Below are 15,875 nucleotides of genomic sequence, written 5' to 3'. Positions count from 1 at the left end.
GGTCGTTGCCGGTCATCGATGCACGCCGACGTTGGCCGCCAGATACCCGACGCGTCGTTGCACCGCGGCGATCTCGCGGATGCCGTCGGTGAGCAGACTCCGCTCCAGAGGTGACAGATCTGCCATGATCAGCACGTCACCGGGTCGGTGGCCGGCCGTGATCTGGTCGATCTGATGCGACAGTCGGAGCCGCTGCAGCAGCTCGAACACCTCGGACAGTGCGGCGACATCTCGTTCGGAGAGCATGCCGTTGCCCGACGCCGCCGCGAGCCGCGCGGGGGTCGAGGCCGATGCCATGCCGACCGACAGCCCACCCCACCGAGCGAGGTTGACGATGGGCGTCAGGGCATGGGCCTTGAGGTCGAACGTGCCGCCGCGCCGAGCCAGCACGTCTCGAAGCGATCGCAGCCGAGCCCGTCCGGCGAGGGCGTCCCGCAGTTGCAACCGCAGGGCGTCGGGGTGATCGACCAGGAGTCGCCGGTAGGCCTCGGGCACCGTGTGCAGTTCTTTCGGGCCCCACACCACTCTGCCGTCGATCATCAACGAGGACATGATGAGGCCGGAGTCTTCCGCCGGATTGCCACGCTCGCCGAACGGGTTGCTGAGCCAATGGGCCGCGGCCCTTTCCCATTGACCGGCCGAGCGTGCGAATCGGGGCGAGCTCGCGACCGCTCCGTTGGTGTCCGACGGCAATCCGGCACCGTCGAGGCTCACGTGCACACGGGCGGCCAAGTCCATCAACGCCTCGTCGCGGGTCCACGACACCGCGTTCGATGTCCCTCGCACATCGGGATCTGCGGTGGAATCCGCCCAGGTCAATGCACTGTCGACGTCCGAGGAGGGCATCGCTTCTCGACGCGCCACGCTGCCGAGGGTGATCCAGGCGAAGTGGTCACGCGGCACGTCCGGTCGTGCGGTCCATTCGATCTCGACGGCCCGGCGGACGAGGCTGTCGACCACGACGGAGAGTATCGCGCTGACCGCCATCGCATCGGTTCCGCCCTCGAACAGATCCACCACCAGGCGGGGCACGAGCCTGCCTGCGTCGGCGAGTTCGGCGGCGGTCGAGGCCGATGCCACAGCTCGGCGGACCACGAAACTGCGCCGGGTGGACGCGGCATGCAGATCCGAATCCTCGACGACGCCGAGTACCTCACCGCGGGTCGACACCACAGGCATGTGCCGCAGGCCTCGCTCGAGCATGTCCATCAGCACCGTGCCGGCCAACCGGTCCGCCGTCACGGTCTCGGCAGGCGAGGTCATGACCTTCTCGATCGGAGTATCGACGCCGATCCCGGCGGCCACCACCCGAATTCGGAGGTCGCGGTCGGTGAAGATGCCGTGGCGAGAACCACGCAGCGGAACCAGAACGTAGGAGCTGCCCTGCTCGGTCATGTGCCGGACGGCATCTCGAACGGTGGTGCCGACGGGCGTGAACACCGCTGGGGCCGAGAGCAGTTCACCGACGGTGCGGCCCGCGCTCCCCTCGATCGGCCCGCCGCGGTGCGCGGTGGCCGAGGTGACGGCGTCGGCCAGGAACGCCAAGCCGGTCGGCGTCGCGAACAACGGCCGAATCAGCTCGCCGGGCAATCGAATCACGATGCTCGGTTCCGTTGCTCGCGCACGGAATTCGACGGTTCCGCCGGACAGCAGAGCCGAGAAGCCGAAGACACCACCGGGCCCGATGGTGTCGATCGGCACCTCGGTGGGAGAGGTCGCATCCGGGTGCGTGATCACCACGCGCCCGGTGCGCACCACCCATACAGTGTCGGCAGCTGTCGAGACGTCGGTCCGCGGAGGGTCCACAACCCATGCCCCACCGCCGTACTCGCGTTCGACGGCCGACGCAGCCAGCTCGGCCAGGACTGCCGGTGGCGCGCCCTGAAACGGTGGATGCGCGCCGAGAAAATCGGCCAGCTCCGATCTATCCGCCACGGATCAGGTCGGCGCATTTCTCCGCCATGGTCATCACCGTGATGTTGGGATTGACGTACGGCAGCTTCGGCATCGCCGACGCGTCGACCACGCGCAGGTGCGCGATGCCCTTGACGCGCAACTCGGGATCCAGCACGGCCATGGTGTCGTCCACCGATCCCATCCGCGCTGTGCCTGCCGGGTGATAGACCGTGTTGTGGGTCTTGTGCACGTAGTCCAGCAGGTCGTCGTCGGTGACAGCATCGGGTCCGGGAGCAAGCTCTCGTTCTATCCAGCCAGCGAGCGGACCGTCCGCGGCAATCCGACGAGCGAGCTTCAGACCGGCGAGCATCACCGCGTCGTCGTGGCCGTCGGGGTCGGTGAAGTAGCGAGGATCCACCTTTGCCCGATCGCGAAAATCCCTGCTGCGCAACCGAACAGTGCCCCGGGAGCGCCCTTGGGTGACGTTGGGCGTGAGACAGAAACCGTTGTCGGTGGTCGGGTAGCCCCAACGAAGGGTGTTCATGTCGAACGGCACGCTGCCGTAATGCATCATGATGTCCGGGTAGTTCAGCGACTCGTCGGTCTGCGCGAACACTCCGATCTCCCACCACTGCGAGGACGTGGTGGCCATCGGCCTGCTCGCCTCCCAGAACACCAGCCCCTCGACGTGGTCGTCGAGATTCTCGCCCACTCCGGGTGAATCGACCCGAACGGTGATCCCCATCTCCCGCAACTGTGCCGCCGGTCCGATTCCGGAGAGCATCAACAGCTTCGGCGTGCCGATGGCACCGGCGGTGACGATCACCTCGCGACGCGCCGAGACGGTGTCGTAACCGGTGAGATCGGGGCGTTGGTACCGCACTCCGGTCGCGGTCAGCGATTCGTCGATCAGAATCTCGCTGATCCAGCAGTCGGTTCGCACCTCCAGGTTGGGGCGCGTGCCGATGATCGGATGCAGGTAGGCGTGTGAGGTCGACATACGCAAGCCGTCTTCGCCCGCATTGATCTGGAACCAGCCGGCACCGTTGAGTACCGGCGTTCCGCGGTTGAATGCGACCGTCGGAAGACCTATCCCGGCGGCCGATTCGAGCACTGCCGCACCGCACGGATCGTTCGGTGGCACGTCGCGAATCCGCACCGGCCCGTCCTGTCCACGACCGGTGTCGTTGCTCTCGACTCGCGCGACGAGCGGAAGGATGTCCGACGCGCCCCATCCCGTCGCGCCCGCAGCCGCCCAATCGTCGAGGGTTTCCGCCGGCGGGTGAAAGGCGATGCAGGAGTTGTGCGAGGAGCAGCCACCGAGCACTTTCGCCCGCGCGTGCCGCATGAAGCTGTTGCCGCGCTCCTGCGGTTCGACGGGATAGTCCCAGTCGTAGCCGGAGTCGAGTAGATGCATCCACTCCGCCAGTTCGAGAATTGCCTTGTCGCCGACGTCGGTCGGCCCTGCTTCGACGAGGCAGACACTGACGGAGGGGTCCTCGCTGAGCCGAGCAGCGAGGACACACCCCGCCGTCCCGCCACCTGCGACGACGTAATCGAACTGGGTGTCTGTCACTGCACGCTCCTTCTAGTCGCCCGTGGAGGCATGTGATTTCAGAGTGCCGATGTGCTTGCGTCCCTTGACTGCGTACCACAGCAGGCCGACGCCCAGAATGCCGCCGATGTAGACGAACGCACCGAACGTGTTGTACCAGGGGGTTCCGTACACGGCCTCGCGCGGCCAGGCGAGGTTGATCGCCATCCCTGCGCCCCACACCACTGCCGCGATGTTCACCGGCAGGCCCCACCTGCCCATCGTGAAGTACCCGCCGGGCTTCAGGTCCTCCGGCGGCCACTCACCCTTGACTCGTTTGACCAACAGCGGCGCGGTGACCATCAGATACGCGAGGTAGATCATGATGATCGCGATCGACGTGAGGACGGTGAAGATCTGCGGCTGACCGATGTTGACGACGAGAATGACGATGGCCAGCACGCCGATGGTCACTGCGGGCACCACCGGGGTCTGGGTCTTCGGGTTCACCTTGGCCAGACTCTCACCGAAGGGCAGCGCGTTGTCTCGCGCCATGGCGAACGTGAGCCGAATCGCCGCGGTGTGCACCGCCAGCGAGCAGACGAAGACCGCGATGACGATGCAGATGAGGAAGACGGTGCCCAGTGGGCCCCACATCACCGCTTCGACGATGGACTGCAAACTGCCGTCCGGGCTGCCGAGCGACGGATCGTTGAGGTCCGGCGCGGCCATGACGGCGAACACCAGGATGGCTCCACCGATGACGAACGACGCGAGAATGGCGCGCAGGATGGCCTTCGGCGCGGTACGCCGGGGTTCGACGGTCTCCTCTCCGAGCGAGCTCGCAGTGTCGAAGCCGTACATCACGTAGCCCGACGCCAACGACGCCACCAGGAAGGCTCCGAGGTACCCGCCGCTCTCACCGGCACCGTAGCCGTTGGTGGAGAAGAACACCTCGGGGCCGCGGTTGATGTTGGCCGCGAGCAGAATCGCGATCAACACGGCCGCGATGAGCTCGATGAACACTCCTGCGCTGTTGATCATCGCCATCAGCCGGACCCCGAGCGCATTGATCGTCGTGGTGATGGCGATGAGGATCGCACCGAGCAGCACCGCGTTGGCCGCGAAATCACTGGCACCGGAACCGTCACCGATGATCTGGAATCCGCTCCAGATACGGGGCAGATTCAGCTGCAATGCCAGCGCCACGGCGGACAGCGTCACGATCGAGGCCGTCAGCATCAACCAGCCCGCAGACCATCCGACGATTCTGCGGCCCAACAGTTTCGCCCAGTTGTACACCGAACCCGCTACCGGATACTTCGCGGCCAGTTCCATGAAGCACAGTGCCACGCAGAGCTGACCGACGAACACTGCAGGCCACGACCACAGATACGCCGGTCCGGCCGCACCGAATCCGAAATAGAACAGCTGGAACGTACCGGTGAGAATGGAGATGTAGCTGACGCCCGCAGCGAAGCTGGCGAATTTGCCGAGGCTTCGATCGAGTGACTCCTTGTAGCCGAAGTCGTCCATTCCGCTCGAACTGTCGTTCAGTAGTGCCATGCGCCTGGCCTTTCCGATCTTTTCGTTATCGGGTGCCGAACCACCCCGCCGCCGTGGGCGAGGTGTTGTGCCAAATATGTTTCGCCTCTTGATATTCGGACATTCCGGACGGACCGAGTTCGCGGCCGTTACCGGATTGCTTGAAGCCGCCCCATTCTGCGGCAGCGGTGTAGACACCGAAGTCGTTGAGCCACACCGTTCCATGGCGAAGCCCACGCACCATTCTTTCGCCTCGCGCGGCGTCGGATGTCCGAACTCCCGCGGCGAGACCGTAATTCGTATCGTTACCCAGCAGGAGTGCTTCGGCCTCGGTGTCGAAGCGTTCCACAGTGAGTATGGGCCCGAATGTCTCCTCCTGCACGATATTCATCGACCGATCGCAATGGTCGAAAATCGTGGGCAGAAAGTAGCTGCCGGCATCCAGTTCCGGATTGTCCGGTTCGGTGCCACCGATGACCAACGTCGCACCTTCTTCGATTCCGCCCGCGACGAAGGCTGCGATCTTCTCTCGCTGAGCCTGCGACACGAGCGGTCCGGTCTCGCTGGCCGGGTCCATACCCGGGCCGATCACGATGGTCTTCGCACGTTCGGCAACGGCAGCAACGAAACGGTCGGCGACCGATTCTTCGATGATGAGCCGGGTGCCTGCCGAACACACCTGACCCGAATGCAGAAAGACTCCGGTCAGGACGTTGTCGACCGAGTCGGCGAATGCCTGATCGTCGGCCACCGCGTCGGCGAACACGATATGTGGATTCTTGCCACCGAGCTCGACGGCCACCTTGGTGACGTTCTCGGCCGCCGCGGCCAAGATGTGCCTACCTGTCGCCAGCCCACCGGTGAAGGAAATGAAGTCGACGTCGCGGTTCCTGGTGAGCGCGTCCCCGAGAACCGCGCCGCTGCCCTGCAGCAGGTTGACCACACCGGCCGGCACTCCGGCTTCTTCCACCAACTTGGTGAACGCGATGGTGCTGAGCGGAGTCACCTCGCTCGGCTTGAGCACCATCGTGCAGCCGGCCGCCAGCGCCGGGGCGATCTTCCACGAGATCTGCAGCAGCGGATAGTTCCACGGCGCGATCATGACGCAGACGCCGATCGGTTCGTGCACCACTCGGCTGATGATTTCGGGTCGGTCGACGTCGATCAGACGATCGGCTTCGACCACTGCAAGATCGGCGTAGAAGCGAAAGACCGACGTCACGTCGTCGATGTCGATTTCACTCTCGCCGAACGTTTTTCCGGTATCGAGAGTCTCGATACGCGCGAGCTCGGCCTTGTCTCTCTGGAGCAGATCTGCGATGCGATTCAACAGATTGCTGCGCTCACCCACCGTCACCGACCGCCACGGCCCGTCGTCGAACGCCGCCCGCGCCGAGGCCACCGCGCGCAGAGCATCGTCCGGAGTGGCCTCGTCCACGACGGCGACCGTGCTGCCGTCCGCGGGGTTCACGATGTCTCGGGTTCCGCCGTCACCGGATCCCTGCCACTGCCCGTCGACGAACAACGAGGGCCGCAGCGCGGTCGGGTCGAATCCTGCATCGGAGTCGGTCACCGAAACACCTTCTTCCGTATGGGGGGTCGTGTCGTGTGTCTACGCTATGCCCTCAGCGCCCGGCGGTCCCGTCGATCCGTTCGTGAACCTCGTCTTCCCGCGGACCGATGCGCGAACATACCGTCCTCCCCGCTGAGAGGCATTGGCCTCCGCCCTTTTCCTGCTGCGATTGTCGAACATGCGACGGCACTGTGTCGGACATGCGACAGCACTGCGCAGCGCAGCGCATTACGGTGGGAATCATGACTATCGAAGATGTGGGCGGCAGACGAACGGTGACGGCGGACGAGCTTCTTCTCCTGGTGGGTGATCACCTGCTCATAGAGGAGGGTGTCGCGACCGGGTTCATCGAAAGCGCGGGCCAGGTTGCCGAGAGCGTGGCGGTGACGGTGACCGACGGCGTCGACGGAACCACGACGACCGAACGGGTGTTCCTTCCCGATGCCGAGGTGACCATCGAACCCGCCGATCGCGGACGCGCCCCCGTCACGATGTGAGGGCAGGACAATCCCTGCTCAGAAGTACATTCGTGTAACTCGAACAACTCTGCGCACACCAGTCACACTGGCACCGAACTGAGCTAGGGTGGCGGAAACCCGTCACCGTTCGGAAGGACGTCAGCAGTGCGACAAGGCCGAGGACACCCGACCGTTCGCGTTGCCGTCGTGTCCTGTGCCGCCGCCCTCGCCGTCGGTTTCGGCTCGTTCACGGCAGTGGCCGATCCCGAGGCGTCGGCCCCGGCAACCGCCGCCGAGTCGGTCCGCTCGGCCGACGCAGATCAGTACAACGGCGCGCAGGACGCACTGGTGAAGGGGCGCTACGACGACGGTTTCGCTGCCCTCGACGCACTCGCACTCGTCGCCCCGGACGACGCCAACGTGGCAGCGCTGCAAACGTTCTATGCCAACGCGACCGCCGATACCGATGCGCTTGCGCAACACTCGGCTCGCCTGCACACGCTGTCTCCCGCCCTCGCCGATGCAGTCGACCGGGCCATCGCCGTCATCGACGAAGCCGCGACGGAGACAATCGACTTCGACCCGATCACCGACGGACCCCGCACCGCGATCGTGGTACTCGGTCTGGGCCTGAACGGCGACGGCAGCACGACCCCGGAGTTGGTGGAGCGTCTCCGCTCGGCCGTCGCCGCGGCGGAGCGCTCCCCCGAGTCCCCCATCATCGTCACCGGCGGAAATCCGCAGAGCGGCGTCACCGAGGCCGAGGCGATGCAGCGATGGCTCGTCGAGGAAGGCATCGCGGCCGACCGCATTCACACCGAATCGACCGCGAATTCGACGGTGCAGAACGCCCAGCGCGCCACCGCACTGGCCGCCGAGATCGGCGTCGACGATCTCGTGCTGGCGACGACCCCCAGTCATCTTCGACGAGCGATCTCCGACTTCGAGATCGCGGGCGGCGACGTGATCGGCGCTGCGACAGCAACTCCCGACGATCTTCCGGATCTACCTGCACTCGCTCCGACGGCACGGTTGGGCATGACCGTCGATGCCACCAAGATCCTCGGGATCCCGCGCACCTACTGACGCGTCCACCCTCGCAGCACCGACTCCGTTCCGGCTTCGAACATCGCCCGACGCGTCTCGTCGTCGGAGTTCGTCGGCATCGCCAGTTCCAACGACACCAGACCGTGCACGATCGCCCAGAACGAGTGGCTGATCAACTCGACCGGCGCCCCGGCCATGATGCCGTCCGCAACGGCGCTTGCCACCGCCGCCCGGAGCGGATCCATAGCCGCGGATGCGAGTTGCGCCTCGTCGGATACATCGATCGAACCGAGTACTCCGCCGAACATCACCGCGTACAGATGCGGATTATGTAGCGCCCACTCTCGGTACGCGATAGCCAATTCACGCAGATCGACCTCGGGATCGCCGGTGACCGGAACCCCGCGCTGAGCGTCCCCGAAGCTCGAGAACGACGTGGCGAACAGTGCCACGAGCAGCTCGGCGCGACCACCGAACAGTGAGTAGATCGCGGTGGTCGAGGTGCTCTGCGCAGCCGCGAGTTTACGTAGCGACAACGAGTCGACGCCTTGCTGCGCAACGATTTCCGCCGCGGCCTCGAGTAGCCGGGTCCGCAACTCGGCGCCGTGAATTCTTGGTCTCGCCACTTGCGAAACCTACCACAACGGTGTTTTATAACAGTGTCACACAACGCTTCGATCATCGAACGGACGGGAACAAGTCATGCCAACCATCATCGACGGCCGCACCACGGTCGAATCCGAACGAGACACCGTCACGGTCTTCCTCATCGGAATGCGCATCAACAATCCCCTTGCCGTTCGCTCCTGGTTACCCGCGGTGCGCGCGATGCCGCGGATGCTGGGCCATCTCGAGCGGGATCCCGCATCCGGGCTGCTCGGCTACCACTCGTGGTTGGGACGCACCACCATGCTGGTCAGCTATTGGCGCAACGCCGAGGACCTCACCCGGTTCGCCTCCGACCCCGACGCACCACATGCACCCGCCTGGCGCGCCTTCAATCGATCGGTAGCCGCAACCCGCCATGTCGGTGTGTGGCACGAAACCTATACCGCGACAGCACAGAACAGTGAGGCGATCTACGTCAACATGCCTACGTTCGGACTCGCGGGAGCCATCGGTGGACTCCCGGTCGGTACCGGCTCGCACACGTGGAAGCAGCGAATGAAGTCTCCGAACTGATTGCTCGACGGTTACAGGAAGTTCCCGGCACGCGCAGCCAGGTCGAGAACGGGCTGCGGGAAGACTCCGAGGGCCACGGTGACCACCACCGAGACCCCGATCGCGCACGACACCGACGCCGTCGGCCGCACGATCGTGGCGGTCCGCTCTCCCGGATCGGTGAAGAACATGAGCACGATCACCCGCACGTAGAAGAACGCTGCAATCGCGCTGCACACCACTCCGACCACGACCAGTGCCGCTCCCCCAGCGCCCGAGGCAGCGCTGAACACCGCGAACTTGCCGATGAATCCACTGGTGAGCGGAATGCCGGCGAACGAGATCAGGAACAACCCGAACACTGCCGCCACCAGCGGTGACCGACGACCGATTCCGGCCCACCGTTCCAGATCGCTCACTTCACCGCGTTCGTCGCGCACCAACCCGATGATCGCGAACCCTCCGAGAGTGCTGAAGGCATAGGCCAACAGATAGAACATCGTGGCCGACACACCCGAATCACCCACATCACCCGAAGCACCCAGTGCCGTCACTCCGGTGAGGATGAATCCGGTGTGCGCAACGGACGAGTACGCCAGCATCCGTTTGACATCGGTCTGCGTCACCGCGACAACGGAACCCAGCACCATGGTTGCGATCGCCACGACCCACAGCATCGGCCGCCAACTCGATTCGAGACCGGGAAGCGCCACCCCGAAAATGCGAAGAATCGCACCGAACGCCGCGACCTTGGTCACCGTGGCCATCAGAGCTGTCACCGGAGTGGGGGCACCCTGGTAGACGTCGGGAATCCACGAATGAAACGGCACAGCACCGACCTTGAACAACAGACCCACCGCGAGCAGGGCGGTTCCGATCAGCGCGAGCGATCTGCCCTGACCGTCCACCGCGATGGCGTCGGCGATGCCGTCCAACCGAACGGTTCCGGCGTACCCGTACAGGAAGGCAACCCCGAACAGGAAGAACGCGGACGAGAACGCGCCCAGCAGAAAGTATTTGAGGGCAGCTTCCTGCGAGAGCAACCGACGTCGTCGGGCCAGTCCGCAGAGCAGATACAGCGGCAACGACAACACCTCCAGCGCCACGAACATCGTCAACAGATCCGTGGACGCCGGAAACAGCAACATGCCGCCGATCGCGAACATCGCCAGAGGAAACACCTCGGTCTGGGCGACGCCAGCGTCTATCGCCTCCTTCTCCGCCACGCTGCCCGGAGTGGTCGATGCCTGCGGCGTGAACGAATCGATGCGACGCTCGGCACCGGCCCCGGTGACTGCAACGGTTCGCTCCGCCAACAGCGCGATCGCCGGAATCGACACCAGCACAATGGTTCCCTGCAGAAACAGCGTCGGCCCGTCGATCGCAACCGCGCCGGACATCGCCGACGCCTCGGTGCCTGCCAGACCCAGGATGGCCGCCAGCGCCGCCACCAGTCCCGCGAGAGCGAGACCCACATGCGTGATACGACGGGCTCGCATCGGCACGAACGCCTCGACGAGAACACCGAGAACTGCGACCGAGAACACGATCAGCATCGGTGCCAGCAGACCGTACTGCACCTCGGGTGTGGTCATCGCTGACCTCCTGAACTGTCGACGATCGTGGATTGCACTGCCGGAGTGATGACATCGAGCGCGGGTTTCGGATACACCCCGAGCACGATCAGCAACGCGATCAGCGGCACCACCACGGCCAGCTCACGGCGAACGAGATCGGGCACCGTCTCGTTGCTCTCCCGGACCGGCCCGGTCATGACGCGTTGGTAGAGCCACAGTATGTAGATCGCCGACAGCACGAGGGCTCCGGCGGCCACTATCGCGGCGACTCCGTATCGACCGAACGTGCCGATCAGCACGAGGAATTCGCTCACGAACGGGGCGAGGCCGGGTAACGAGAGCGTGGCGAGTCCCGAGATCAGGAACGTTCCGGCAAGCACCGGTGCCACCTTCTGCACACCGCCGTAGTCGGCGATCGCTCGTGATCCTCGACGCGACACGAGGAAGCCTGCGATCAAGAACAGTGCGGCCGTGGAGATTCCATGGTTGACCATGTACAGCGTGGCACCGGCCTGACTCTGACCGGTCATGGCGAATATGCCGAGGATGATGAATCCGAAGTGTGAAATGGACGTGTAGGCAATCAGTCTCATCATGTCGGTCTGGCCGATCGCCAGTATCGCGCCGTAGACGATGCCGATGACCGCGAGTGTGATGATCCACGGCGCGAACGTCTGCGACGAGCCGGGAAAGAGTTCGAGACAGAACCGCAGCATCGCGAACGTGCCGACCTTGTCCACCACCGACATCATCAGCACCGCAGTCGCGGGCGTGGACTGCACTGCGGCGTCGGGTAGCCACGAGTGGAACGGCCACAACGGTGCCTTGATAGCGAACGCGAACATGAAGCCGAGGAACAGTGCGTTCAGAACCATCGGATCCACACCGAGTCCGCCCGATGCCGCCGCGTCGGCGATCACGCGCAGATCGAATGTCCCGCCGTCGAAAGGCCCGTCGGGTCGCGCGGTCACCACGTACAGGCCGATGACGGCAGCCAACATGATCAGACCGCCGAACAGGTTGTACAACAGGAATTTCACCGCAGCGCGCGTTCGATGCACTCCCCCGAAACCACCGATGAGGAAGTACATCGGAATCAGCATCGCCTCGAAGAAGATGTAGAACAACAACACGTCCAACGCGAGGAACGACACGAGCACCATCGACTCGACCACAAGGATCAACGCCATGTACGTGTGCGACACCCGACGGGAGCCGTAATTCGCGACGCGACTGCCGTCGTACCAGCCCGCGACGAGCAGCAAGGGTGTGAGAACGGTGGTGAGCAACACCAGGACCAGGCCGATTCCATCGAGTCCGAGGGTGTACCGCGCACCGAAAGCCGCTATCCACGAGTGGTCTTCGACGAATTGGTACCGATCACCACCGGAGTCGAACGACACTGCCAGGGCGACCGACACGGCCAGTGTTCCGGCAGCGAAACCCACTGCGACACTGCGCGCGACGGTCGGGCGAGCGGCGGGCACCAGGGCGACGACGATCGCACCGAGCATCGGGAGCACCCACAGGACGGTCAACCAGGGAGTCGTCACAGAGCCACCACCATCAGTACCACGAGAACGGCTCCCGCGAACATCGCCAACGCGTACGAGCGCACATAGCCCGTCTGCAGTCGCCCGGACCGCGTCGATGCGCCACCGATCGAGCTCCCCACCCCGTCCACGACGGCGTCGATACCGTTGTCGGCGTGCACCAGTGCGCGCGTGAGTGTTTGTCCTGGCCGCATGAATGCCGCCTCGTTGACGGCATCTCCGTAGAGATCGGCACGTGCAGCTCGGGTCAGGGGCGAGACATCCTCGGGTGGTGTCGGCGGAACCTCGTTCGCGATGTACTTGCGGTACGCGATGCTCGCACCGACCAGCACGACCACCAGGACGGCGACGGTGACCACCCAGGCCGGAATCGCGTGCTCCTCGTGTTCCGATCCCACCACCGGTTCCAGCCATGCCTCGAGGCGCCCACCCACCGCGAGGAAGGCTCCCGACGCCACCGAGCCGACGGCCAACACGATCATCGGGACGGTCATCGTCGCCGTCGCCTCGTGCGGATGTGCCTGCGCGGACCAGCGTTTCGGACCGAAGAACGTCAACAGCATCACCCGAGTCATGTAGAAGGCCGTCAGCCCTGCACCGAGCAATGTCACGCAGCCGAGAATCGGACCAGCCGCTCCCTCCGCGGCGAATGCGACCTCGATGATCGGATCCTTGGCGAAGAAGCCGGAGAACGGCGGCAGTCCGATGATCGCGAGATAGCCGAGGCCGAACGTGACGAACGTGATCGGCATCGCGGCGCGGAGTCCACCGAACTTTCGCATGTCGGTCTCGTCGTTCATCGCGTGCATCACCGAGCCCGCGCCCAGGAACAAGCCCGCTTTGAAGAAGCCGTGCGAGATCAACAGCACGATGGCGTAGGCGTAACCGGAGGGGCCGAGCCCGGCCGCGAGCACCATGTATCCGATCTGACTCATAGTCGACGCCGCGAGCGCCTTCTTGATGTCGTCCTTCGCGCAACCGATGACGGCACCGAACAGCAAGGTGACCGCTCCGACGGTGACGGTGGCCGCGCGGGCAGTGGGCGAGGCCTCGAACACCGGTCCCGAGCGCACGATGAGATACACCCCGGCCGTGACCATCGTGGCCGCGTGGATCAATGCCGATACCGGTGTCGGGCCCTCCATGGCGTCGCCGAGCCACGACTGCAACGGCACCTGCGCCGACTTTCCACACGCGGCCACCAGCAGCATCAGCGCCATGGCGGTGGCCACCGATTCACTCGCCTCACCGATTCCGGCGAACACGTCGTCGTACTGCACGGAGCCGAAGTTGACGAACATGATCATCAGCGCAACGGCCAAGCCGATGTCGCCGACTCGGTTGACCACGAACGCTTTTCGGGCAGCCGACGCAGCCGACGGCTTGTGTTGCCAGAAACCGATGAGCAGATACGACGCCAGACCCACACCCTCCCACCCCAGGTAGAGACCGAGGAAGTTGTCGGCCAGAACCAACAGCAGCATGGCTGCCAGAAACAGGTTGAGGTACGCGAAGAAGCGCCGCCGCTCGGCGTCGTGGCTCATGTAGCCGATGGAGTACACATGAATGAGCGACCCGACACCGGTGATCAGCAGGACGAAGCAGATCGACAATTGGTCTGCGCGCAAGCCGAACTCGACCTGCAATTCGTCGACCGGAACCCACCGGAACAGGGTCTGGGTGAAGGCTCGGCCCGACTCGGCGCGGCCGAGCATCGAGCCGAACACCACCGCGGCCACGACGAACGAGGACGCTGCCGCCGCCGTCGCGACGAGGTGCCCCCAGCGGTCGGTGCGCCTGCCACCGAGCAGCAGGAACGCTGCACCGAACGCCGGCAGAGCCGGAAGAAGCCACAGCATCGACATCATTTCTGCGCCCCCGTCAATTCTTCATCAGGGAGTTCTCGTCCATCGAAATCGACCGACGAGATCGGAAGATGGCCATGATGATGGCCAGGCCCACCACCACCTCGGCGGCGGCGACCACCATGGTGAAGAACGCGAACAACTGCCCGTCGAGATTGCCGTGCATGCGGGAGAAAGTGACGAACGCCAGATTGACTGCGTTGAGCATCAATTCGATACACATGAACACGATGATGGCGTTGCGTCTGACGATGACACCCGCCGCGCCGATCGTGAACAGCAGAACGGACAGGTAGAGATAGTTCTCCGGATTCATCGCTCGTCACCCCCGTCCACCTTGTCCTGGCTCCGAGAATCGGCGAACATCGCGTTGACGGAGGACTCGGATTCGGTTCCGTCGGGCAACAGGGCGCGGCGATCGACCCCGTTGTGTCTGGCGTACACCCCGGGGCTCGGCAGCGGTGTCACCCTCGAGCCGTCGCGGAATCGATCCTGTGCCATTTCTCGCTGACCCTTGACCGGCCCCAGAGCTTCCCGGTGTGCCAGGATCATCGCCCCGATGGTGGCAGTGATCAGCAGCGCCCCGGTCAACTCGAACGCCCACACGTACTCGACGAAGATCAGCTCTGCCAGGCCCTCGACGTTTCCGGTGGAGTTGACGGCGTCGAGACCGGCGAAGTCGAGCCGACCGTTCCGGACCGAATCGCGCAGCAGCACCCCGATGATCAACAGCCCGAAACCGATTCCGATGACGACGGCCGCGATGCGGTGCCCGCGCAGGGTTTCGGTCAGCGACTCCGAGGTGTCGACTCCGACGAGCATCAGCACGAACAGGAACAGCATCATGACCGCGCCGGTGTAGACGACGATCTGCACGACACCGAGGAACAACGCCCCCTGCGCCATGTAGAAGGTCGCCAGCACCACCATCGTTGCAGCGAGGAACAATGCCGAGTAGACGGCTTTGGTACTCATCACCACGCCGAGTGCACCGATGACGGCTACGACGCCGAGGGTCCAGAACTGCACTGCCTCACCGGTGGACGTGGCCTCCAGGGCGAGCTGAGCGATGGCAGTCATCGAACCGGACCGCCCTCGGTTTCGTTTGTTTTCTCATCGCCGGTGACGATGCCGCGGTAGTAGTCCTCCGCCGAACGGCCCGGTGCCATCGCGTGCGGCGGTGCCACCATCTCCGGTTGCAGAGGGGCCAACAGAGATTCCTTCTCGTAAATCAGATCGGCTCTGTTGTCACCGGCGAGCTCGTACTCGTTGGTCATCGTCAGAGCCCGTGTGGGACATGCCTCCACACACAATCCACAGCCGATGCACCGCAGGTAGTTGATCTGATAGACGCCGCCGTAGCGTTCACCCGGGGAGAACCTCTCGGTCTCGGTGTTGTCGGCTCCTTCGACGTAGATGGCGTCGGCCGGGCAGGCCCACGCGCAGAGCTCGCAGCCGATGCACTTCTCGAGACCGTCGGCGTACCGATTGAGCTGATGACGACCGTGGTAGCGAACCTCCGTCGGCTTCTTCTCCTCCGGATACATCTCCGTCTCGGCCTTCTTGAACATCGTCGCGAAGGTGACTCCGAAACCGGCTATGGGACCGAGAAATTCAGGCATCGGCGTTCTCCTTCGGTGACCTGGCGGCGGATGAGCGCACACCG

The 15,875-nt window shown here is 64.5% G+C and carries 14 protein-coding genes; 3 read left to right on the top strand and 11 right to left on the bottom strand.

Annotation, left to right across the window (positions count from 1 at the left end; translation table 11 throughout):
• Positions 1–12: 12 nt before the first annotated feature.
• From R4P47_RS05550 to R4P47_RS05535, 4 genes are read right to left on the bottom strand one after another with little or no spacing between them, the layout of a single operon-like run.
• The gene (locus R4P47_RS05550) at positions 13–1,935 is read right to left on the bottom strand and encodes a putative nucleotidyltransferase substrate binding domain-containing protein (protein WP_317784231.1); all 1,923 of its coding nucleotides are present in this window, start codon (positions 1,933–1,935) and stop codon (positions 13–15) included.
• The gene (locus tag R4P47_RS05545; RefSeq protein WP_317784230.1) at positions 1,925–3,472 is read right to left on the bottom strand and encodes a GMC family oxidoreductase; all 1,548 of its coding nucleotides are present in this window, start codon (positions 3,470–3,472) and stop codon (positions 1,925–1,927) included. The genes R4P47_RS05550 and R4P47_RS05545 overlap by 11 nt, the downstream gene beginning before the upstream one ends.
• A 12-nt stretch (positions 3,473–3,484) precedes the next feature.
• Complete coding sequence (locus R4P47_RS05540) at positions 3,485–4,996, bottom strand: APC family permease (protein ID WP_317784229.1); 1,512 nt, start codon at positions 4,994–4,996, stop codon at positions 3,485–3,487.
• 25 nt (positions 4,997–5,021) lie between these two features.
• Entirely contained in the window at positions 5,022–6,512 is a 1,491-nt protein-coding gene (locus R4P47_RS05535) for an aldehyde dehydrogenase family protein (RefSeq protein WP_373454832.1), read from the bottom strand.
• A gap of 278 nt (positions 6,513–6,790) precedes the next feature.
• On the opposite strand from R4P47_RS05535, the gene R4P47_RS05530 reads away from it, so the two are divergent.
• Entirely contained in the window at positions 6,791–7,045 is a 255-nt protein-coding gene (locus R4P47_RS05530; protein ID WP_068050740.1) for a hypothetical protein, read from the top strand.
• Between the two features lie 126 nt (positions 7,046–7,171).
• On the top strand, positions 7,172–8,092 hold the full coding sequence (locus R4P47_RS05525; protein ID WP_317784228.1) for a YdcF family protein: 921 nt from the start codon (positions 7,172–7,174) through the stop codon (positions 8,090–8,092).
• Here the strand turns inward: R4P47_RS05525 and R4P47_RS05520 are convergent.
• Complete coding sequence (locus tag R4P47_RS05520; RefSeq protein WP_317784227.1) at positions 8,086–8,679, bottom strand: TetR/AcrR family transcriptional regulator; 594 nt, start codon at positions 8,677–8,679, stop codon at positions 8,086–8,088. The two genes, R4P47_RS05525 and R4P47_RS05520, sit on opposite strands and share 7 nt — an antisense overlap.
• Positions 8,680–8,755: 76 nt before the next feature.
• On the opposite strand from R4P47_RS05520, the gene R4P47_RS05515 reads away from it, so the two are divergent.
• On the top strand, positions 8,756–9,235 hold the full coding sequence (locus tag R4P47_RS05515; RefSeq protein ID WP_300524301.1) for a DUF4188 domain-containing protein: 480 nt from the start codon (positions 8,756–8,758) through the stop codon (positions 9,233–9,235).
• Between the two features lie 11 nt (positions 9,236–9,246).
• Here the strand turns inward: R4P47_RS05515 and nuoN are convergent, their stop codons facing one another.
• The 6 genes from nuoN to nuoI are packed head-to-tail and all read right to left on the bottom strand — an operon-like array spanning position 9,247 to position 15,831.
• Positions 9,247–10,809 (bottom strand): NADH-quinone oxidoreductase subunit NuoN, encoded by a 1,563-nt coding sequence (nuoN, locus tag R4P47_RS05510; protein ID WP_317784226.1) that lies wholly within the window; start codon positions 10,807–10,809, stop codon positions 9,247–9,249.
• Positions 10,806–12,305 carry an NADH-quinone oxidoreductase subunit M gene (locus R4P47_RS05505; protein ID WP_411567304.1) on the bottom strand — a complete coding sequence of 500 codons (1,500 nt, stop codon included), beginning with the start codon at positions 12,303–12,305 and terminating at the stop codon, positions 10,806–10,808. The genes nuoN and R4P47_RS05505 overlap by 4 nt, the downstream gene beginning before the upstream one ends.
• Positions 12,306–12,340: 35 nt before the next feature.
• Positions 12,341–14,212 carry an NADH-quinone oxidoreductase subunit L gene (gene nuoL / locus R4P47_RS05500; RefSeq protein WP_317784224.1) on the bottom strand — a complete coding sequence of 624 codons (1,872 nt, stop codon included), beginning with the start codon at positions 14,210–14,212 and terminating at the stop codon, positions 12,341–12,343.
• Between the two features lie 13 nt (positions 14,213–14,225).
• On the bottom strand, positions 14,226–14,525 hold the full coding sequence (nuoK, locus tag R4P47_RS05495) for an NADH-quinone oxidoreductase subunit NuoK (protein ID WP_008717020.1): 300 nt from the start codon (positions 14,523–14,525) through the stop codon (positions 14,226–14,228).
• The gene (locus R4P47_RS05490) at positions 14,522–15,289 is read right to left on the bottom strand and encodes an NADH-quinone oxidoreductase subunit J (RefSeq protein WP_317784223.1); all 768 of its coding nucleotides are present in this window, start codon (positions 15,287–15,289) and stop codon (positions 14,522–14,524) included. Before R4P47_RS05490 ends, nuoK begins: the two co-directional genes overlap by 4 nt.
• A complete protein-coding gene (nuoI, locus tag R4P47_RS05485; protein WP_317784222.1) occupies positions 15,286–15,831 on the bottom strand; it encodes an NADH-quinone oxidoreductase subunit NuoI in 546 nt (181 codons plus the stop codon). The genes R4P47_RS05490 and nuoI overlap by 4 nt, the downstream gene beginning before the upstream one ends.
• Between the last annotated feature and the right edge of the window lie 44 nt (positions 15,832–15,875).

Origin of the sequence: Rhodococcus sp. IEGM 1370 (genome assembly GCF_033142325.1) — a bacterium.
GTDB lineage: Bacteria > Actinomycetota > Actinomycetes > Mycobacteriales > Mycobacteriaceae > Rhodococcoides.
The sequence above is the reverse complement of the archived record's forward strand: the minus strand, read 5'-3'. Positions and strand labels throughout refer to the sequence as shown.